This is a genomic window from Pseudomonas sp. Pdm06, from assembly GCF_014851795.1.
Taxonomy (GTDB): Bacteria; Pseudomonadota; Gammaproteobacteria; order Pseudomonadales; family Pseudomonadaceae; genus Aquipseudomonas; species Aquipseudomonas fluorescens_AA.
Genome location: NZ_JACVAH010000016.1, coordinates 157,818 through 177,655 on the forward strand (window position 1 = coordinate 157,818; position 19,838 = coordinate 177,655).

The 19,838-nt window shown below is 61.9% G+C and carries 16 protein-coding genes; 6 read left to right on the top strand and 10 right to left on the bottom strand.

Annotated features, from left to right (window positions below; genetic code table 11):
• Nucleotides 1–48: 48 nt before the first annotated feature.
• From creB to creD, 4 genes are all read left to right on the top strand, one after another.
• Entirely contained in the window at nt 49–729 is a 681-nt protein-coding gene (gene creB / locus IB266_RS24025; RefSeq protein ID WP_192262781.1) for a two-component system response regulator CreB, read from the top strand.
• The gene (gene creC, locus IB266_RS24030) at nt 729–2,147 is read left to right on the top strand and encodes a two-component system sensor histidine kinase CreC (RefSeq protein WP_192262783.1); all 1,419 of its coding nucleotides are present in this window, start codon (nt 729–731) and stop codon (nt 2,145–2,147) included. The genes creB and creC overlap by 1 nt, the downstream gene beginning before the upstream one ends.
• A gap of 170 nt (nt 2,148–2,317) precedes the next feature.
• Complete coding sequence (locus tag IB266_RS24035; RefSeq protein WP_192262785.1) at nt 2,318–3,292, top strand: alpha/beta hydrolase; 975 nt, start codon at nt 2,318–2,320, stop codon at nt 3,290–3,292.
• Nucleotides 3,293–3,346: 54 nt separating this feature from the next.
• A complete protein-coding gene (creD, locus tag IB266_RS24040) occupies nt 3,347–4,720 on the top strand; it encodes a cell envelope integrity protein CreD (protein WP_192262787.1) in 1,374 nt (457 codons plus the stop codon).
• 196 nt (nt 4,721–4,916) lie between these two features.
• Here creD and IB266_RS24045 read toward each other — a convergent pair whose 3' ends face one another.
• The 9 genes from IB266_RS24045 to IB266_RS24085 all read right to left on the bottom strand — a co-directional run bounded on the left by IB266_RS24045 (nt 4,917) and on the right by IB266_RS24085 (nt 15,715).
• Nucleotides 4,917–5,546: a glutathione S-transferase gene (locus IB266_RS24045; RefSeq protein ID WP_192262789.1), complete on the bottom strand. Its 630-nt coding sequence runs from the start codon at nt 5,544–5,546 to the stop codon at nt 4,917–4,919.
• A 101-nt stretch (nt 5,547–5,647) separates the two neighbouring features.
• On the bottom strand, nt 5,648–6,946 hold the full coding sequence (locus IB266_RS24050; RefSeq protein WP_192262791.1) for an MFS transporter: 1,299 nt from the start codon (nt 6,944–6,946) through the stop codon (nt 5,648–5,650).
• A 206-nt stretch (nt 6,947–7,152) separates the two neighbouring features.
• Entirely contained in the window at nt 7,153–7,332 is a 180-nt protein-coding gene (locus tag IB266_RS24055) for a hypothetical protein (protein WP_192262793.1), read from the bottom strand.
• Nucleotides 7,329–8,459 carry a PepSY-associated TM helix domain-containing protein gene (locus IB266_RS24060; protein WP_192262795.1) on the bottom strand — a complete coding sequence of 377 codons (1,131 nt, stop codon included), beginning with the start codon at nt 8,457–8,459 and terminating at the stop codon, nt 7,329–7,331. Before IB266_RS24060 ends, IB266_RS24055 begins: the two co-directional genes overlap by 4 nt.
• Before the next feature lie 216 nt (nt 8,460–8,675).
• Entirely contained in the window at nt 8,676–11,114 is a 2,439-nt protein-coding gene (locus tag IB266_RS24065; RefSeq protein ID WP_192262797.1) for a TonB-dependent siderophore receptor, read from the bottom strand.
• Nucleotides 11,115–11,345: 231 nt separating this feature from the next.
• A complete protein-coding gene (locus tag IB266_RS24070) occupies nt 11,346–12,317 on the bottom strand; it encodes a FecR domain-containing protein (protein ID WP_192262799.1) in 972 nt (323 codons plus the stop codon).
• A complete protein-coding gene (locus IB266_RS24075; RefSeq protein WP_060740316.1) occupies nt 12,314–12,832 on the bottom strand; it encodes an RNA polymerase sigma factor in 519 nt (172 codons plus the stop codon). Before IB266_RS24075 ends, IB266_RS24070 begins: the two co-directional genes overlap by 4 nt.
• Before the next feature lie 244 nt (nt 12,833–13,076).
• The gene (locus IB266_RS24080) at nt 13,077–13,784 is read right to left on the bottom strand and encodes a PolC-type DNA polymerase III (protein WP_060740317.1); all 708 of its coding nucleotides are present in this window, start codon (nt 13,782–13,784) and stop codon (nt 13,077–13,079) included.
• Entirely contained in the window at nt 13,781–15,715 is a 1,935-nt protein-coding gene (locus IB266_RS24085; RefSeq protein WP_318646602.1) for a putative nucleotidyltransferase substrate binding domain-containing protein, read from the bottom strand. The genes IB266_RS24080 and IB266_RS24085 overlap by 4 nt, the downstream gene beginning before the upstream one ends.
• A 259-nt stretch (nt 15,716–15,974) precedes the next feature.
• Here IB266_RS24085 and IB266_RS24090 point away from each other — a divergent pair, with 259 nt between their 5' ends.
• Nucleotides 15,975–16,421: a response regulator gene (locus tag IB266_RS24090; protein WP_060740319.1), complete on the top strand. Its 447-nt coding sequence runs from the start codon at nt 15,975–15,977 to the stop codon at nt 16,419–16,421.
• A 107-nt stretch (nt 16,422–16,528) separates the two neighbouring features.
• Here the strand turns inward: IB266_RS24090 and IB266_RS24095 are convergent, their stop codons facing one another.
• On the bottom strand, nt 16,529–18,706 hold the full coding sequence (locus IB266_RS24095) for a malate synthase G (RefSeq protein WP_192262810.1): 2,178 nt from the start codon (nt 18,704–18,706) through the stop codon (nt 16,529–16,531).
• A 564-nt stretch (nt 18,707–19,270) separates the two neighbouring features.
• On the opposite strand from IB266_RS24095, the gene IB266_RS24100 reads away from it, so the two are divergent.
• Complete coding sequence (locus tag IB266_RS24100) at nt 19,271–19,789, top strand: glycine cleavage system protein R (RefSeq protein WP_192262812.1); 519 nt, start codon at nt 19,271–19,273, stop codon at nt 19,787–19,789.
• Nucleotides 19,790–19,838: the final 49 nt, after the last annotated feature.

A 19,838-nucleotide genomic window follows, 5' to 3' on the forward strand; every position in this document is an offset into this window, starting at 1 on the left:
AGCCTTGCGGCACCGTTCCGGCAACTTTTACTGCCGGGCTCGCAAGCCATGCCTCATATCCTGATTGTCGAAGACGAAGCCGCCATCGCCGATACGCTGGTGTTTGCCCTGCAAGGGGAGGGGTTTGACACCACTTGGTTGAGCCTTGGCGCCGCCGCCCTCGAGTACCAGAAAAGCACCCCGGCGGACCTGATCATTCTCGATGTGGGCCTGCCGGATATCAGCGGATTCGAGACTTGTAAAAATCTCAGACGTTTCAGCGACGTTCCGGTCATTTTTCTGACAGCCCGGGATGGGGAGATCGACCGGATCGTAGGCTTGGAAATCGGTGCCGACGATTACGTGGTCAAACCCTTCAGTCCCCGCGAGGTGGCGGCCAGGGTCCGGGCGATCCTCAAGCGCGTGGCGCCGCGTCCAGTGGTGGAGCCGGGCATGGGGCTGTTTCAGGTCGATGCCGACCGTGTGCAGATCAACTATCGCGGCAAACCGCTGAACCTCACCCGCCACGAATTTCGCCTGCTCAATTGTCTGCTGGAGCAACCCGAGCGGGTCTTCAGCCGCGAACAATTGCTCGATGCCTTGGGCGTTGCCAGCGATGCCGGCTACGAGCGCAGCATCGACAGCCACATCAAGAGCGTGCGCGCCAAGTTGCGCCTGGTCCGGGCCGAGGCCGAGCCGATCCAGACACATCGAGGCCTGGGCTACAGCTACAGCCCGGGGCACAGCTGATGTCGCTGGGGATCCGGATTTTCCTGGTGTATGTGCTGTTTATCGCCCTGACCGGCTATTTCGTGCTCAACACGGTCATGGAGGAAATCCGCCCCGGCGTGCGCCAGTCCACCGAAGAAACCCTGGTGGACACCGCCAACCTGATGGCCGAGATCCTGCGGGACGATTTCAAGGCCGGCACCCTCAACCAGAATCGCTGGCCGCAGTTGCTCAAGGCCTACGGCGAGCGCCAGCCGGCGGCGACGATCTGGGGCCTGCCGAAGAACCAGGTCAGCCATCGCATCTACGTCACTGATGCCAACGGCATCGTGGTGCTCGACTCCAGTGGCGTGGCGGTAGGGCAGGATTATTCGCGCTGGAACGACGTCTACCTGACCCTGCGCGGCCACTACGGCGCCCGCTCGAGCCGCAGTGATCCGGACGATCCGGCGTCTTCGGTGATGCACGTCGGCGCGCCGATCCGCGACAACGGCCGGATCATCGGCGTTGTCACCGTCGCCAAGCCCAACAGTTCCTTGCAACCTTATGTCGACCGCACCGAGCGGCGCCTGTTGGCCTACGGCGCTGGCTTGGTCGCCCTGGGCTTGTTGCTGGGCGGCTTGCTGTCGTGGTGGCTCAGCGCGGCATTGCGGCGTTTGACGAGCTACGCCCAGGCGGTCAGCCAGGGGCGTCGGGTGGAAGTGCCGCATTATCGTGGCGGCGAGTTCGAGCAATTGGCGGGGGCCGTGGAGCACATGCGTACCCAACTCGAAGGCAAGGCGTACGTCGAGCGTTACGTGCACACGCTCACCCACGAACTCAAGAGCCCGCTGGCGGCGATCCGTGGCGCCGCCGAACTGCTGCAAAGCGACATGCCCGCCGCCCAGCACCAGCGCTTTGTCAGTAACATCGACAACGAAAGTGCGCGCATGCAGCAGTTGATCGAGCGTTTGCTCAACCTGGCCCAGATCGAACAACGACAGGGGTTGGAGGACGTGGTCGCCGTGCCGTTGGTCGCGCTACTGGATGAATTGCTGGAGGCGCGTGGTGGCTGGATCGAGCGTCGCCAGTTAAAGGTCGAGCAACACATCGCGGCCGACCTGACGCTGACGGGCGAGGCATTTCTGTTGCGCCAGGCCCTGGGTAATCTGCTGGAAAACGCCCTGGACTTTACCCCCGCCCATGGATTGCTGCGCATCAGCGCCGAGCGTGTCGGCAGCCATGTCGAGATCCGCTTGTTCAATCAGGCCGAACCGATTCCCGACTACGCCCTGTCGCGCCTGAGCGAGCGCTTCTACTCCCTGCCGCGCCCGGACAGCGGCCGCAAGAGCACCGGCCTGGGGCTCAACTTCGTGGAGGAGGTGGTGCAGTTGCATGGGGGGACATTCAGGATTGGCAATGTCGAGGGTGGGGTGGAGGTGCTGCTGCGGTTGCCTTGAGAAAATTTGATTAATTTTATTATCGGTTAATTTACATAATCAATTTTTAGGTTTAGTTTTCGCTCAGCACTGACGAACAATAACTAGACCTGTCAGCACGCCCTGCCTTACGGCGAGATGGCTTTCGGTTCGTTGGTCCTATTCGTGGCTACACAACCGGGAGTATGAGCATGGTAAGCCTCTGGCAAAAATTGCAGGCCAAGTTGCTGCGCGCCTTCGCCAAGCGAATGAAGGCGAAGTTCACCTATGACGCCGCGCTGTTTCCGTTGCGCGCCGTGACCGAACAAACCATTGAAACCCCATGGGGACCCGCGCGGGCGTTGTTCTACTGGCCCCATTCCCAGGCCTCGACGACGCTGCCGGTGTATTTGAATTTTCATGGCGGTGGCTTTGTCGCCGGGACACCCGAGCATGACGATAGCTATTGCCGTCGACTGGCCCACAACCTGAACTGCCTGGTGGTCAACCTGGACTATGCCCTGGCGCCAGAGCAGGCCTTTCCCGTAGCGCCGCGGCAATGTTTTGCCGTGCTCGAGTGGTTGGCGGGCCAGGCTGAAGCGTTGGGTATCGATCCCCTGCGGATCGCCGTCGGTGGCCATAGTGCTGGCGGTAACTTGGCCGCCGTGGTGGCGGGTCTGGCGCGGGGGCATCGAACACTGAAAGTGGTGCATCAATTGATCGACTATGCGGCGCTGGACCTGGCCCAAGACCCGGCGCTGAAGACCTCCACCATTGCTCGTCCCTTGCTCGGCGTCGGCCTGATGCGGTTCTTCATGCGCTGCTACCTGAGCGATCCGGCACAGGCGCTCGATCCGTTGGCGTCGCCCTTGCTGTCGCCGGTCGATGCGCTGGTAGGGATGCCGGCCGCCACGGTGATTACGGCCCAGTACGATATCTTGCGCGGCGAGGGCGAGGCCTATGCCGAGAGATTGCGTCAAGCCGGCGTGCCGGTGCAGCTGCGAATGTTTGAAGGGTGCGACCATATGTTCACCCACCTGGGGCCGGACGAGTCGGCCGAGGAGGCTTGGCAGTTGATGGAAGACTCGCTGCGCGAAGCTTTCCAGGTCGTGGACGTGACGGAGGCCGGCATTCGCGTCCAGCACGGCGAGGGCAGTCTCCACACAATCTCCACAATCGCTCCATAAACCCAGCACACAGCCACCCCAGACTCTCCCTCATTCGAACAGGGAGAGCCCCACATGAACCGCAGCCTCGCCATAAAACTGGGCATGATTGCCCTCTTGATTCTCTTGCTGATGATTCCTCTGTTGATGATCAACGGCCTCATCGATGAGCGCCAGGAATTGCGCGACGGTGTGCTGCAGGACATCGCCCGCAGCTCCAGCTACAGCCAGCAATTGATCGGGCCGATGATCGTGGTGCCGTTTCGCAAGAGCGTGAAGGTCTGGAACACCAACGAGAAGACCGGCGTGCGTTTCCTGGAAACCGTCGAGCGCACGGGCGAGTTGTATTTCTTGCCCGAGCAATTCGAGCTCGACGGCCAGGTCCGCACCGAAACCCGTGCCCGGGGTATCTACGAAGCGCGGATGTTCCACGCCGATAACCGGATCGATGGTCGCTTCAAGGTGCCTGAGCGCTACGGTGTCGCCGCCAAGGACTTTGCCGACTACCGCTTCGACGAACCGTACTTGAGCGTTGGCATCAGCGATATTCGTGGCATCGAGAACGCGCTGACCCTGACGCTGAACCAGCAGACCGTCGACTTCCTGCCCGGTTCGCGGCTTGGCTGGCTGGGGCAGGGTGTGCATGTGCCGCTGCCGATGATCACCGCCCAGGGCGGTCCCGAGCTGACCTTCGGTTTTGACCTGCGCCTGCAAGGCACTGGCGAGTTCCAGATTCTGCCGGTGGGCAAATCCACCAAAGTGCATTTGTCGGCGGACTGGCCGCACCCGAGCTTCATTGGCAACTATCTGCCCAGCAATCGCGAGATCAATGAGCAGGGTTTCAGTGCCGACTGGCAGACGTCGTTTTTCTCCACCAACCTGCTGGAAACATTGCAAGCCTGCGAGCCGAGCGATGGCTGTGAAGCGTTCCGCAGCCGGGCCTTCGGTGTGAGCTTCATCGACCCGGTGGACCAGTACCTCAAGAGCGACCGGGCGATCAAATATGCGTTGCTGTTCATTGCCCTGACGTTCGCCGGCTTCTTTCTCTTCGAAGTGCTCAAGAGCCTGGCCGTCCACCCGGTCCAGTATGCCTTGGTGGGTGTGGCACTGGCGTTCTTCTACCTGCTGCTGTTGTCGCTGTCGGAGCACATCGGCTTCACCCTGGCGTACCTGGTGTCGGCCAGTGCCTGTGTCGTGCTGATCGGGTTTTATGTCTGCTACGTGTTGCGCAGCGTGAGCCACGGCCTGGGGTTTTCGGCAGGGCTGGCGGGTTTGTACGGTTTGCTCTACGGCCTGTTGAGCGCGGAGGACTATGCGTTGCTGATGGGGTCGCTGTTGCTGTTCGGCCTGCTGGGCGTGTTCATGGTGCTGACCCGCAAGCTGGATTGGTATGGGGTCGGAGCGAAGCCGGCCGCTGCGATGGCCTTCGATCTGGGGGAGGTGAAATGAGCCGGTCGTTGGGGTTGCGTGAGGATCAGCGGGAGGGCGCGATGTTGGTGGCGCTGATTGCCGGGTTGTTTCCGATGGGTCGCATTGGCCTATCGCGAGCAAGCTCGCTCCCACAGGAGACCTCGTTTACCCAGGTAATGAAGCCAGATGTGGGAGCGAGCTTGCTCGCGATGGGGCCGGTGCAGCCAGTGCAGAACTAGACTTTGGGCACTGTTTCAAGCATTGAAGGCCGCAAGCTCACCTCAGCAAACCACGCCGCCAATTGCGGGTTGGCCTTGCGCCATTCCAGGTCGGGATGGCGCAGGTCCAGGTAGCCCAGGGCGCAGGCCACGCTGATGGAGGCCACGTCGAAATGGCTGGCCAGTTCGGCGATCGCCTCGGCTTCCAGCAGGCCCAGGGCGCGGCGAATCTTGTCCCGCTGCGCATCGAGCCACTCGTCCCAGTGTTTTTCCACAGGACGTAGCGCGGTTTCGTAGCGGATCATCACCGCCGCATCCATGACTCCATCGGCCAGGGAGGCCAGGGTCAAACGCCGCCAGCGAGCCGCGCCGTCCCGGGGGATCAGCGGGTTGCCGACATGCTGGTGATCGAGGTAGTCGAGAATGACCCGGCTGTCATGAATCACGCTCCCGTTGGCCAGGCGCAGGGCCGGGATCTTGCTCAACGGGTTGTCCTCGATCAGCGCCCGATCCGGCTTGACCGGCGTGAGCTGGCTGAGCTGCAACGCCACGCGGTCCTGCTGACCGGTTTCGTGCAGCAGCACCAGGACCTTGCGAACGAAGGGCGAAGCGGGGTTGTGGAACAGCGTCATGCTGGGGGTGGACATGGCAACATCTCGATTCAATGGGACTTGTTGCGCAGCATAGCGCGTTCATCCGTGTTCAAGGCAGGCGCGACCGAGGCGAAGGCGCCCGGTCGCGCCATGCATCAGGCGGCCGGCTGAAGGGCCTGAGGCTCTGGCGCCGATGTGGTCGGTTGCTGCTTGAGTTCCCGGGCGACAGTCCAGACGATGAACGCGGCGATGACATCGAAAATTGCCAGCAGCACGAACAGTGGGCTGTAGCCGATCTGGGTCACCATGACGCCGAACAGCAGCGTGAAGGCGGCGGCGCCCAGGTAACCGAACATCCCGCCCATGCCGGTGGCGGTGGCGACTTCATTCTTGCCGAACGAATCGGACGTGATGGCGTACAGCGCGCCGGACAGGGTCTGGTGGGCAAAGCCGCCGATGCACAGCAGGGCGATCGCTGTGTACGGACTGGCGACCAGGCCGATGCAGGCTGGGCCGATCATGCAGGACGCACCGAACAGCAGGACCATTTTGCGCGAAGTGAACAACGACACCTTGCAGTATTTATGGAAGAACGGGCTCAGGTAGCCGCCCAGCACGCAACCGAGGTCGGCGGCCAGGAACGGCAACCAGGCGAACATCGCGATCTCCTTGATGTTCATGTGCCGCTCGGTCATCAGGTACAGCGGGATCCAGGCGTTGAACGTCTGCCAGGCCGGCTCGGAGAGGATCCGGGCACTGGCGATGGCGTAGAAGTTGCGGCTGGCGATGATGCGTTTCCAGCTGCCTTTCTTCGGTGTCGGTTCTTGAAAGTGAGCTTCCTGGCCGCTGAGGATGTAATCGCGCTCGGTGTCGCCCAGGAGCTTCTGGTCGCGTGGATGCTTGTAAAAGATCAGCCAGAGGAACGTCCAGGCCACGCCCAGGCCGCCAACGATCAGGAACGCCAGCTCCCAACCACTGTTCAGGATCGCCCAGACCACTAGCGGCGGAGCCAGCACGGCGCCGATCGAGGAGCCGATGTTGAACCAGCCGATGGCCACCGAGCGTTCCTTGGCTGGGAACCATTCGGTAGAGGTCTTTACCGCAGCCGGCAGCCCGGCGGCTTCCGTCAGGCCAAGCAAACCGCGGAAAAACGCCAGGCCCTGCCAGCCCGACGCCATGGCCGCCGCGGCACAGGCGATGGACCAGGCGAACGCGAAAATGGCGAAGCCCATCTTGGTGCCGATGGCATCGATGATGTAGCCGGCCACCGGTTGCATCAACGCGTAGCAGACCTGCCAGGCCACGACGATGTGGGAATACTGCTCGGTGGAGATATTCATTTCGCTCATCAGGGTGGGAGCGGCCACCGAGAGGGTATTGCGAGCCAGGTAGTTGACCATCAGGCCGGCCGTGACCAGGCCGACCATCCACCAGCGGATGCCTTTGATTTTCATCACTTCACCATCGATTATTTTTGGATTTGGCGTGGCGTGGTTTGTTGTAGGTTGTCGTACAACGTGCGCACTTATAGAGGGTCAAGAATTAATTTGTCAACAAATATGTCAAAGGCTGGGCGGTCTGAAACAGCCGGCGCGCTCGCGGTTGTCGTATGACGAAGAGAGAAGGGGCGCCCACTCTGGCAAGTGCACGCCCGGATGACTCAGCGGCGGGGGATCAGTCCCCACACTGCCAACACGGAGGGTATACCCAACCCCAGCCAACTGACGGCGTCCCACAGACCGTCCCCCAGCAAGGCACTGAACAGCCCGGCGGCGCAGAGAATGGCGATCAGCACGGGCATGCCGAACACTTTCCAGAAACTCGACCGCCGTGGCCTCACGAGGCGACCTCCGTACTGACCGTTGCACGCTTGGCCGCTTTGCGCCGCACCAGCCACAGGTAGACGCCGCTGCCGAGGACGATGATGGTGAGCACGTCGAGGGTGGCCCAGAAGATCTGCATCGGCCGGCCACCGTAGTCGCCGAAGTGCAACGGTAGAGACAGGCTCATGACGTCCATGTACCACGGCCGCTCGGCCACCGCAGTGACCTCCAGAGTACTGGCATCGATCAATACCGGCGTCAGCAAGTGCGAGGTCAGGTGGGTGCTGCCTTTCATGAACACGCCGTAGTGGTGTTGGCTGGAAAACAACGTGCCGGGGAAGGCGATGAAGCTAGGCTCCATGCCCGGCGCGACCTCCTTGGCGATGTCGAGCAAGCGGGTGGCTGGGGCCAATTGCGTCAGCGGTGGGGTGTTGCGATAGGGTTCGACCATGGCGCTGAGGCTGTCGTTGCGCCAGGCGGCGATGATCAGGTCGGCGCACGCGGCAATCACGCCAGTGACGCCCACGGTGAGCGCCCAGACCAGCGTCACCACGCCGATCAGGTTGTGCAGGTCGAGCCAGCGCAGGCGCGTGGATTTGTCCTGGCGCACTGTGGCGAACTTCAACCGGCGCATGAAGGGCAGGTACAGGACCACCCCGGAAACGATGGCGATCACGAACAACAGCCCCATGAACGCCAGCAGCAACTTGCCCGGCAAACCTGCGAACATATCCACGTGCAGGCGCAGCATGACCATCATGAAACCGCCGTTGGCCGAGGGCATTTCCAGGGCCTCGCCGGTGCGCGCATCGAGCATGAAGGTATGGGAGGAATTGGGCTCGGTGTCCGGTGTCGGCGCCATGATGGTGAAGATGCCGTTGGGCTCGTCTTCGTCCCAGCCAAAATACTGGACCACTTCACCCGGACGATGGGCCTTGGCCTTTTCCACTAACTGCTGGAGGTCCAGGTGTGGCGTGTCGGCAGGCATCTCCCGGAACTCGGGAGCGTCGCCCAGCAGATGCTCGATTTCATGGTGGAAGATCAACGGCAGCCCGGTGATCGCCAGCATCAGCAGGAACACCGTGCAGATCAGGCTGGTCCAGGTGTGGACGAAGGACCAGCGGCGGATGGTTTTGCTTTTCATGAGCGATCCGAATGCAAGAGGGCCTCGATGCCTGAGCCCCTTCAGTCAAGCCGTGAAACCTGTGGGAGCGAGCTTGCTCGCGAAAGCGGTGTGCCAGACAACATCAATGTTGACTGTTACGCCGTCTTCGCGAGCAAGCTCGCTCCCACAGGGATTTCATTTGACTGGCAGGTCTCGGTACAGGTGCCCTCAAAAGGTTTTGCAAATGCTAACCGTTTACCATTTGTAATTCACGCTGGCGACGACGTTGCGTTGGTCGCCGTAGTAGCAGTAGAAGCCATCGCAAGTGGACAGGTAGTCCTTGTTGAAAATGTTCTTCGCGTCCACCGCCACCGTGACGCCTTTGAGGGTCTTGTTCAAACGCCCGAGGTCGTAATGGGCCGAGGCGTCGTACACGGTATAGGAGCCGACATGACCCCAGTCGGTGTTGGTGGTGTTGCCGTAGGTGTCGCCGACATAACGCACACCGGCGCCGACACCGAAGCCATCCAGCGGGCCGTTGTGCCAGGTGTAGTCCGCCCAGGCGGTGGCCTGGTTGCGCGGCACCTGGGCCATGCGCTTGCCTTTTTCCGCTGCGGTGCCCTTGGTGATTTCACTGTCGTTGTAGGTGTAGGAACCGATCAGCTTCAGGTTGTCGGTCACGTCGCCCGAGGCTTCCAGTTCCAGGCCGCGCACCCGAACTTCGCCCACTTGGCGAGTGATGTTGTTTTCGGTAACCGAGTTGTTCTGCTGCGTCAGGTCGAACACCGCAGCCGTCAGCAAGGTTTTGGTGCCCGGCGGTTGATACTTGATGCCGGCTTCGTACTGCTCGCCTTCTGTTGGCTTGAACGCTTCGGTGCTGTTGACGGTCGAACCGGCCGCCGCCTGGAACGACTGGGCGAAGGAAATGTAGGGCGTCACACCGTTATCGAAGACGTAGCTCAACGCCGCGTTGCCGCTGAATTTCTTGTCGCGCTGGGTGTTGGTGACGTTGTTCTGGTTGTGGAATTCGGTGCCGGTGTGAATCCAGTCTTCGCGGCCGCCGAGGGTCAGGCGCCATTTGTCCAGGGCGATCTGGTCCTGGACATACAGGCCGGTCTGGTTGGTCTTCTGGTTGTAGTCGTACATGGTGAAGTACTGGACGTTGGAGAAATCCTGTCCGTAAGTCGGGTTGTGGATGTTGCTGGTCGGCACGCCGGTCGAGCCCCACAACCAACGCGAATTGCTGTTGGAGCGCTGGTGATCCAGCCCCAGCAGCAGGGTGTGGCTGAGGGCACCGGTCTGGAAATCGGCCTGGAAATTGTTGTCCACGGCGAACTGGCTGATGTCTTCGTCAACGACACTGGCGCTGCGCTTGATGGTGCCATCGGCGCTGACTGCTTCCTCAGGCCCCGCCGGCCAGAACTGCCCGCCAGCGGAGATGCCCTGGGTTTCCAGGTCGCTCTTGGTGTAGCGCAGGTTCTGGCGGAACTGCCAGGTGTCGTTCAGGCGGTGTTCGAACGCATAGCCGAGCGCGTAGTAGGTACGGTCGTAGAATTCCCAATCTGGATCGCCGAGGTTCTTGTGGTGGGAAATCTTGCCTGCTGGCGAGGACAGCTTGGTGCCTTGCAGCGGCAGGAATTGCCCGGTGATGCCGGTGTCGTCGCGGGTGTACTGGGACAGGAAGGTCAGGCGCGTGTCGTCGTTGATGTTCCAGGTCAGGCTCGGCGCGAGGTTGTAGCGCTTGTCCGGGATGTGGTCGACCTGGGAGTTGCTGTCGCGCACGGTGCCGCTGACCCGATAGAGGAACTGGCCTTCGTCATCGACTTTGCCGGTGCTGTCGAAGTTGATCTGCTTATGTTCGTAGCTGCCGGCCTGCAGCTCGACCTCATGGCTGCTTTCGGTCTGTGGGCGACGGCTGACCATGTCCAGCATGCCGCCAGGTGGCGTCTGGCCGTAGACCGATGAGGCCGGGCCACGCAGCACGGCGATGCGCTCAAGGTTCCAGGGCTCGATTTTCGGCGTGATGTAGTTGCCCTTGGGCAGCGGCAGGCCATCGAGGAATTGGGTCGGCACGAAGCCGCGCACCAACAGCCAGTCGTTGCGCGAATCCGAGCCGTAGCCGCTGCTTTGCACGCCGGCGGTGTAGCGCAGGGCGTCATTGAGGTTGAGGACAGAACGGTCCTCCATCTGTTGGCGGGTGACCACGGAGACGGAGCGCGGCAGTTCGACGATCGGCGTGTCGGTCTTGGTGCCGGCGGCGGTGCGGGTGGCGACGTAGCCCTCGGTCGGGCCCCACGCGGTTTCGCTGAGACCGGCACCGATCACGCTGGTTTCCGGCAAGGCCATGACGCCTTCAGGCACGGCCACCAGGCTGTAGGTGCCAGCGCTGCTTTGTTCCAGTTGCAGGCCGGTGCCGCGCAAGGCCTCGCGCAATGCGCCGGTGGCGTCGAACTGGCCCTGGACCGGGGCCGAGGTCTTGCCCGAGGCCAGGGACGGATTCAGGCTCAGTGCGAGGCCGGCCTGGCTGGCGATCTGGTTCAGGGTGCTGGCCAGGGGCGCGGCGGGCAGGTTGTAGGTGCGCACGCTCGTGGCTTGTTCGGCGGCCAGCAGCGGGGCGCTGGTCAACGGGACGGCGAAGGCAATGGCAACGGCCAACAGGCTGGGGCGCAACAGGGTGTCTAGCGGGCGGGACATACGGCGGCTCCTGAATGGAAATATTTCTCAATTGCCTGGGTGCCGGATGAAAGTCGAAAAGTGATAGGGCTGGATGAAAATAATTTAGATTCGTTTTGCAGCTGGTGGCTTTGTGGTGAAGCGAATGGCCTCATCGCGAGCAAGCTCGCTCCCACAGGATGATTCGTGGGCGACCCGGTCAATGTGGGAGCGAGCTTGCTCGCGATGAGGCCATCCCTGACATAAAGCCATTCAGGGCTTGGCTTCAGCCCGTGGCCCCACCACCACCCACCACTTGGTGTGATGCTCGACCTGCACCGGCAAGGTCGGCAGCAGCGCCGTCAGGGCCAGATCGGTGTTGTGCAGCGGGAAGCTGCCGGTGATGCGCAAATCGGCCACTTGTGGCTCGACGCCCAGGTAGCCGCGACGATAGCGTCCCAACTCGTGGACCAGATCTTCAAGACGCGCGTTATCCACCACCAGCATGCCGCGGGTCCAGGCATCGGCGCCGGGGCTCAGGGCAACGGTCGGCCCGAGGCCGTCGCGGCGCATCAGCACTTGTTGGCCTTCGCGCAGGATCTGTTCGCTGTCCGTGGCCTGGGGATGCGCCGCCACGGCGGATTTCAACACGCTCAGGCGGGTGCCTTCGTCTTCACGCTTGACCAGGAATCGTGTGCCCAACGCGCGCAGGCGGCCTTCGCGGGTCTCGACAATGAACGGGCGCGGGTCGTCGTGGCCGGTTTCCACCAGGATTTCGCCTTCCTGCAGGACGATACGGCGCTGCTTGTCATCGAAACGCACGTCCAGCGCACTGTGGGTGTTGAGGTTGATCAGCGTGCCGTCGGTCAGGCGCAGGGTGCGTTGCTCGCCTGTCGCGGTGCGCTGATCGGCCAGCCAGTAATCCAGCGGCAGACGTTCACTGGCAAACAACGCCAGGCCGATGACCGCGACGACGCTGGCCAGGCCGCTGCCGATCTTGCGTATCCGTCGGCGAATGCTCACCCGCGATTGCAGCAACGCCGCCCGCGCCGGCCCGTTGGCCACGCTGAAGCGCTGGTCGAGCATGCCCAATTGCCGCCAGGCCCGGGCGTGTTCTTCATCGGCGGCATGCCAGCGGGCGAACGCTTCATGCTCCTGGGCGTTGCTCGCGTCCAAAGACAGCTGCCAGGCAATGGCGGCATCCAGCACGCTGGCCGAGACCGGCTTGGCATGGGCCTGGCTCATGTCGGTTCACCGTACAGGGCGATGTAGCACTGTCGGATGCCCTGGGCCAGGTACTGCCGTACCCGCGGCACCGAAACCCCCAGGCGCTCGGCGATTTCGGCATGGCCGAGGCCGTCGAGGCGGTTATAGAGGAAGGCTGCACGGGCCTTGCTCGACAGTTTGCCGAGCAGGCGATCGATGGCCTTGAGGTCTTCCAGGATGATTTGCTGTTCTTCCACCGAGGGCTGCTCGGCCTCGGGGATCAGCATCAGTTCGGTGAGATAAGCCTGCTCCAATGCCGCTCGACGGAAATAATCGAACAACAGGCCCTTGGCGATGGCCACCAGAAATGCCCGGGGCTCGCGGGGCGTCTTCAGGTCCTCGCGTCCCAGCAAGCGTACAAAAGTGTCCTGGCTCAGGTCTTCCGCCCGGTGCGCACACGCCACGTTGCGTCGCAGCCATGCCAATAGCCAAGCGCGATGGTCACGGTACAACGCACCAACCAAATCACTGTGGGGGCTAGGAACTGACGACACGGAGCATCACCGATGTTTTAAGTAACGAGAATTGTTCGCGATTGTGGCAGAGGCGGGGGCGGGAAAGCAATTGGCGCTGGTCGGGACCCGATCTGTGGGGCGGTGTGAGTTTGTGGGTCTGCATGAGTCTGTGGGAGCAAGGCTTGCCCGCGATGCAGGCGACTCGGTCAGTCTCTCAATCCCAAGCGATGCCATCACGGGCAAGCCTTGCTCCCACAGGTGAACCACTCTCGGAGCAGAGGATTTAAAGCGAAGGCGCCTGCTGCCGCCGTTTCCACTGGCCCAGGCGCTGTTGCAGGTCAAGCGGGCTGTGGATCTGTTGCTGGCGGGCGCGGCTGAACAGGATCAGCGCCAGTTCCGCCGTGGCCAGGGCGTCGGCGCTGGCGTTGTGGCGGTCGAAGACTTGCAGCTTGAACCAGTCGATCCACTCGTCCAGGCCGGACTTGCGCAGGTTGGCTTGTGGACAAAGCATCGGGGCCAAGTCCGCCACGTCGAGGAACGGATGCTGCAGGCGATAGCCCAGATGGTCTTTCAAGGCGCGCCCGAGCATGTGGGAATCGAACGGCGCGTGAAAGGCCAGCAGCGGGCTGTCGCCCACGAACGCCATGAACGCCAGCAGCGCCTCGGCCGGGTCGCTGCCGGCGGCGATGGCACTGGGCGCCAGGCCATGGATCAACACACTGGGCCCGAGCTTTTGCTGATTGCACTGCAAGGTACGTTCGAATTGCTGGCTGAAGTCGATGGCGCCGTCTTCGATGACCACCGCGCCGATGGACAGCACCTGGTCCTTGTTCAGGTTCAACCCGGTGGTTTCCAGGTCCAGAACGACCCAGCGTTGCGCCCGCAGGTCGCCTTCGCCCAGTGGCGAGGGCGCGGGCAGGCGCTCCAGGCGCTGCTGCAGCGCGTCGGGCAATGTCGGCTGGGCCGGGCGCAGCCAGGAAAACAGGTTCACAACTGGTACCTCAGCGTCAGGCTGCTTTGCAGGCGTTGGGCCTGGCGCAGGGATTCGCGCAGGATGCGTCGGTCCAGATGGTTGAGACTGTCGGGGTCGACGCGGTTGGAATAGGGCAGGTTCTCGCGGGTTTGCAGTTGGTGTTGCTGCATGCGGGTCTGCTGGATGAAGTGATAGGCCTCTTCATAGGCCGCGCCATCGAGGGGTTCGATCACTTCCTTGACGACCAGTTGTCGCAGGCGCTCCAAGGTATTGTTGGCTTCGATGCCGTTGGCCAGGGCCAGCAGGCGGGCACCGTCGACGAAGGGCGTCAGGCCCTGCACTTTCAAGTCCAGGGTCGCCTTTTCGCCATTCTTGCGGCTCAGCACGAAGTCCCTGAAGCGTCCCACGGGCGGGCGATGACGCAGCGCGTTCTCGGCCATCATGCGCTGGAACAAGCGATTGTCGGCCACTTGACCAAGGATCTGCTGGCGCAACTGCTCGCAACCTTGCTCATCGCCCCAGACCACCCGCAGGTCGAAATAGATGCTCGAGCCCAGCAGGTTTTCCGGCGTCGCTTCGCGAATGAATGACGCGAAGCGCCGGGCCCATTCGGCGCGGGACAGGCACAGTTCGGGGTTGCCGGCCATGATGTTGCCCTTGCACAAGGTGAAGCCGCACTGAGCCAGGCTCTGGTTGATCTGTTGGGCGATGGGCAACAGCAGGCCGCGGATCTGCGCGGCATGGGCGGCGTCCCGGGCTTCGAACAATATGCCGTTGTCCTGGTCGGTGTGCAGGGTTTGCTCGCGCCGGCCTTCACTGCCGAAACACAGCCAACTGAACGGCACACCCGGGTCGCCTTTGTCGGCCAGGGTCAGCTCGATGACGCGGCACACCGTGTGGTCGTTGAGCAGGGTGATGATGTGGGTGATCTGGGTCGACGACGCACCGTGGGCCAGCATGCGCTCCACCAGTTGGCCGATCTCGCCGCGCAGGGCCACGAGGTTTTCCACCCTGGGGGCGTTGCGGATGGTCCGGGCCAGGTGCACCAGGTCGACGCGCTGCAAGGAAAACAGATCGCGCTCCGAGACCACGCCACACAGGCGCTGATCCTTGACCAGGCAGACGTGGGCGATGTGGCGCTCGGTCATGGCGATGGCCGCGTCGAAGGCGCTGTGGTCCGGCGAAAGGAAGAAGGGGGCCTGGGTCATGTGGCCTGCGATGGCCTGGGAAAAGTCCCCGGAACCATCGGCCACCACCTGCCGCAGGTCGCGCAAAGTGAAAATCCCCACTGGCGCTTTTTGCTCATTGACCACCACGATGCTGCCGACCTGCTGCTCGTGCATCAGTTTCACGGCTTCGCGCAGCGGCATGTCCGGGCTGCAACTGACTGGATGGCGCATCGCCAATTCACCCAGCCGTGTATTGAGGGAGTACTGGGTGCCCAGGGTTTGTGCGGATTTCTGCTGGACCTGTTGGTTGACCTGGTCGAGCAGGCTGCTGACCCCGCGCAGGGCGAAATCGCGAAACGGGGCGGACAGGGCGAAGAGCTTGATGAAGGCCAGTTTGTTCAGTTGCAGGCAGAACGTGTCTTCGCCGGCCCGGTGCTCGGTGCGCGTGGCCCGCTCGCCCAGCAGTGCGGCCAGGGGGAAACATTCGCCGGTGGTGATCTCGAAGGTGGTCTCGGTGCCACCTTTGGCCGAATGCGGGCGTTCGCCCACCACCCGACCCTGCTTGACGATGTAAAAGTGCTCCACCGGGCCGTCGGCCGGTTTGATGATGGTGTCGCCCGGGGCGTAGAAACGCAGCAGGCATTGCTCCACCAGATAGGCCAGGTGGGCGTTTTCCATTTGGTTGAACGGCGGAAAGCGCTGGAGAAACTGCAGCGTCCCCTGGATGTTTTGCAACACCGCGGTTTTCCCTGCCTGGATGAAGGCGTCCGCTTTTTTCATAACCATTACGCAGTCTTATTCGAATTGTTGTGGTCGGATCTGTTCTACATGGTCGGCCCCTCAGCGCGGGGTGCCCATTGGACGTAAGTCTAGGTCGCGGCCTAAGGGCCGGACTCACGGAAAAGTCTTACGCCAGGCGTCAGAAAAATCTTCATTGAATGTTCTTGGAAAAAAATCCGACGAAGTGCACATTGAAGCGCCGCAGAACGATGTCTGACCACTGTGCCAGGGGATCGATTTAAAGAACGTAGAGAGCACCATGTCCGACCACGATATTTTGAGTGACGCCGAGCGCGAGGCGCTGAGTGCCGTCATGTTGGAACCTGACCTGCCGCCGCAGCGCGTCTTGATCGTCGATGACGATAAAGACGCTCGCGAGCTGTTGTCGGAGATCCTGGCATTGGATGGGATTCACTGCATGACCGCCGCCAGCGGCGAAACGGCACTCAAGATGCTGGAAACCAAGCCGTCGATCGGCCTGCTGATCACCGACCTGCGCATGGGCAATGTCGATGGCCTGGAACTGGTCCGCCTGGTGCGCGAGTCCGAGCGGGCGGCTCTGCCGATCATCATCGTGTCAGGCGATGCCGACGTGAAGGACGCCATCGAAGCCATGCACTTGAGCGTGGTGGACTTTCTGCTCAAACCGATCGATACCGACAAGCTGCTGGGGTTGGTCAAGCATGAGTTGGGGATGGATCTGTAGCCTGTCGTATTTGTGCCGAAGTGCTGTCGTGGCGAGGTGATGCCGTGCAAATGAAAAAGCCCTGATCTTTCGATCAGGGCTTTTTTTGTGCCGCGTCTAGCGCTCAATCACAACCCATTGGCGGCCTTGAACTCGCGACGGCGACGGTGCAGCACCGGCTCGGTGTAGCCGTTAGGTTGCTTCGTGCCTTCGATCACCAGTTCGACCGCCGCCTGGAAGGCGATGTTGCTGTCGAAGTCTGGCGCCAGTGGCCGGTACAGCGGGTCGCTGGCGTTCTGGCGGTCGACCACTGGCGCCATGCGCTTGAGGCTTTCCATTACCTGGTCTTGCGTAACGATTCCATGGCGCAGCCAGTTGGCGATGTGCTGACTGGAGATACGCAGCGTCGCACGGTCTTCCATCAGGCCGATGTCGTTGATGTCCGGCACCTTGGAGCAGCCGACGCCCTGGTCGATCCAGCGCACCACGTAGCCAAGGATGCCCTGGGCATTGTTGTCCAGTTCGTTCTTGATCTGCTCCGGCGTCCAGTTCGGGTTGACGGCCAGCGGGATGGTCAGGATGTCGTCCACCGAAGCGCGAGTGCGCTTGGCCAGTTCGGCCTGGCGAGCGAACACGTCGACCTTGTGGTAATGCAGCGCGTGCAGGGCGGCGGCGGTCGGCGAGGGAACCCAGGCGGTGTTGGCACCGGCCAGCGGATGAGCGATTTTCTGTTCGAGCATCGCGGCCATCAGGTCCGGCATCGCCCACATGCCCTTGCCGATTTGCGCGCGACCTTGCAGGCCGGTGCTCAAGCCGATATCGACGTTCCAGTTTTCATAGGCGCCGATCCACTTCTCGGCTTTCATGTCGGCCTTGCGCACCATCGGGCCGGCTTCCATGGAGGTGTGGATTTCATCGCCGGTACGGTCGAGGAAGCCGGTGTTGATGAACACTACGCGTTCGCTGGCGGCCTTGATGCAGGCCTTGAGGTTGACCGTGGTACGGCGCTCCTCGTCCATGATCCCGACCTTGAGGGTGTTGCGCGGCAGGTTCAGCACGTCTTCGACGCGACCGAACAGCTCGTTGGTGAACGCGGCTTCTTCCGGGCCGTGCATCTTCGGCTTGACGATGTACACCGAGCCGGTGCGGCTGTTGCGGCGCGAGGTGTTGCCGTTGAGGCTGTGGATCGCCGCCAGGCTGGTGACCAGGCCGTCGAGGATGCCTTCCGGCACTTCGTTGCCGTGCTTGTCCAGGATCGCGTCGATGGTCATCAGATGGCCGACGTTACGCACGAACAGCAGCGAGCGGCCGTGCAGGGTCACGCCCGAGCCGTCGACGGCGGTGTAGACACGGTCAGGGTTCATGGTCCGGGTAAACGTCTGGCCGCCCTTGGCGACTTCTTCCGACAGGTCACCCTTCATCAAGCCGAGCCAGTTGCGGTAGATCACCACTTTGTCATCGGCGTCGACGGCGGCGACCGAGTCTTCGCAGTCCATGATGGTGGTCAGCGCTGCTTCCATCAGGATGTCTTTGACGCCGGCGGCATCGGTCTGGCCGACGGGCGTGCTGGCATCGATCTGGATTTCGAAGTGCAGGCCGTTGTGTTTCAGCAGCACGGCAGTCGGTGCCGAGGCATCGCCCTGGAAGCCGATCAACTGGGCATCGTCACGCAGGCCGCTGTTGCTGCCGCCCTTGAGGGCGACGACCAGTTTGCCGTCGACGATCTTATACGCGGTGGAGTCGACATGGGAGCCGGCCGCCAGGGGGGCCGCTTCGTCGAGGAAGGCGCGGGCGAAGGCGATGACCTTGTCGCCGCGCACCTTGTTGTAGCCTTTGCCTTTTTCCGCGCCATCGGCTTCGCTGATGGCATCGGTGCCGTACAACGCGTCGTACAGCGAACCCCAGCGGGCGTTCGAGGCATTGAGGGCGAAGCGGGCGTTCATCACCGGTACCACCAGCTGTGGACCGGCCATGCGGGCGATTTCGTCATCGACGTTCTGGGTCGTGGCCTGGAAATCCGCCGCTTCTGGCAGCAGGTAGCCAATGTCTTGCAGGAAGGCTTTGTAAGCCACGGCGTCGTGGGCCTGGCCGGCACGGGCCTGGTGCCAGGCATCGATCCGCGCCTGGAAATCATCGCGTTTGGCGAGTAGGGCTTGGTTCTTCGGGGCCAGGTCGTGGATGACCTTGTCGGCACCGGCCCAGAATGCGTCGGCGGTGAGGCCGGTTCCGGGAATGGCTTCGTTATTCACGAAGTCGAACAGGACTTTGGCGACCTGCAGGCCACCGACTTGAACGTGTTCAGTCATTGCTTGCCTCACTCTGCTCAGCTATTTCGCTTTTCAGCTCTTCGATTTTGACAATGAAGCCTCGGGACATTTAAACCACAAACCCCGGAACCAGTACATGCCATCGCTGGCGGCTGGGTATTCAAGCCTTGCTGACGGGGCTTTTCAGGGATGCGACTGGCCTTAAGCAGACATCGGTACAACAGGGGTGTCACGATTATGTAGTGCGCGCTGCGGCATACTACATGATCAGTTGCGGTTGTGAAAATTAGACTAATTGCGTCGTTCCGCGACCGACTAAAGCAGTACAGTCACGGCGCGGCACAGGATGTTCTCAAAAAACTTATGGATTGTTCCAGATAAATCTAAGATTCGTACACATATTCCGTTGTAGGAGCTGCCGAAGGCTGCGATCTTTTGATCTTTCGCTTTCGACTCAATTGATACCGACAAGATCGCAGCCTCGTTGCACTCGACAGCTCCTACGGGGTCCGGCGGAAGCGTGTTCCATTGCCGTGAAAGCGCGACCGTGTTGATTTTCTGCCTTGCCTATACTGTCCCTTCCATCAACAAGAGGACTGCGCCATGGACCACCTCGTCATCACTGTTTTAGCCCCGGACAAGCCCGGGCAGGTCGAGCGCATCGCCGATTGCATTGTCGAACATGGCGGTAACTGGCTGGAAAGCCGCATGGCGCATCTGGCCGGGCAATTTGCCGGGATTGTGCGCTTCAGCGCCCCGGCCGAGGCCCATGAAGAATTGATCGAAGCCTTGCAGGGGCTGGCGGCCCACGGCATCCACGTATTGATCGCTGAAAGCGCCGTTGAGGAGTCCTGCACCTGGAAACCCATCACCATGGAGTTGGTGGGCAACGATCGTCCCGGTATCGTGCGGGACATCACCCGGTTGTTGAGCGAGCAGGGCGTCAATGTCGAGCGTCTGGTGACTCATGTCCGGCCGGCACCGATGAGCAGCGAGCTGCTGTTTCATGCCGAAGCGATCCTGGGCGTGCCCTTGACCTTGTCCCTGGAGACCTTGCAGGAACGTCTGGAAACCTTGGCCGATGAGTTGATGGTGGAGCTCAAGCTCAGCGACGAAGTGTAATGAAGGTTATCCAAGGAAAAACTGCGCCTGCCTGTGGATAACCTGTAGA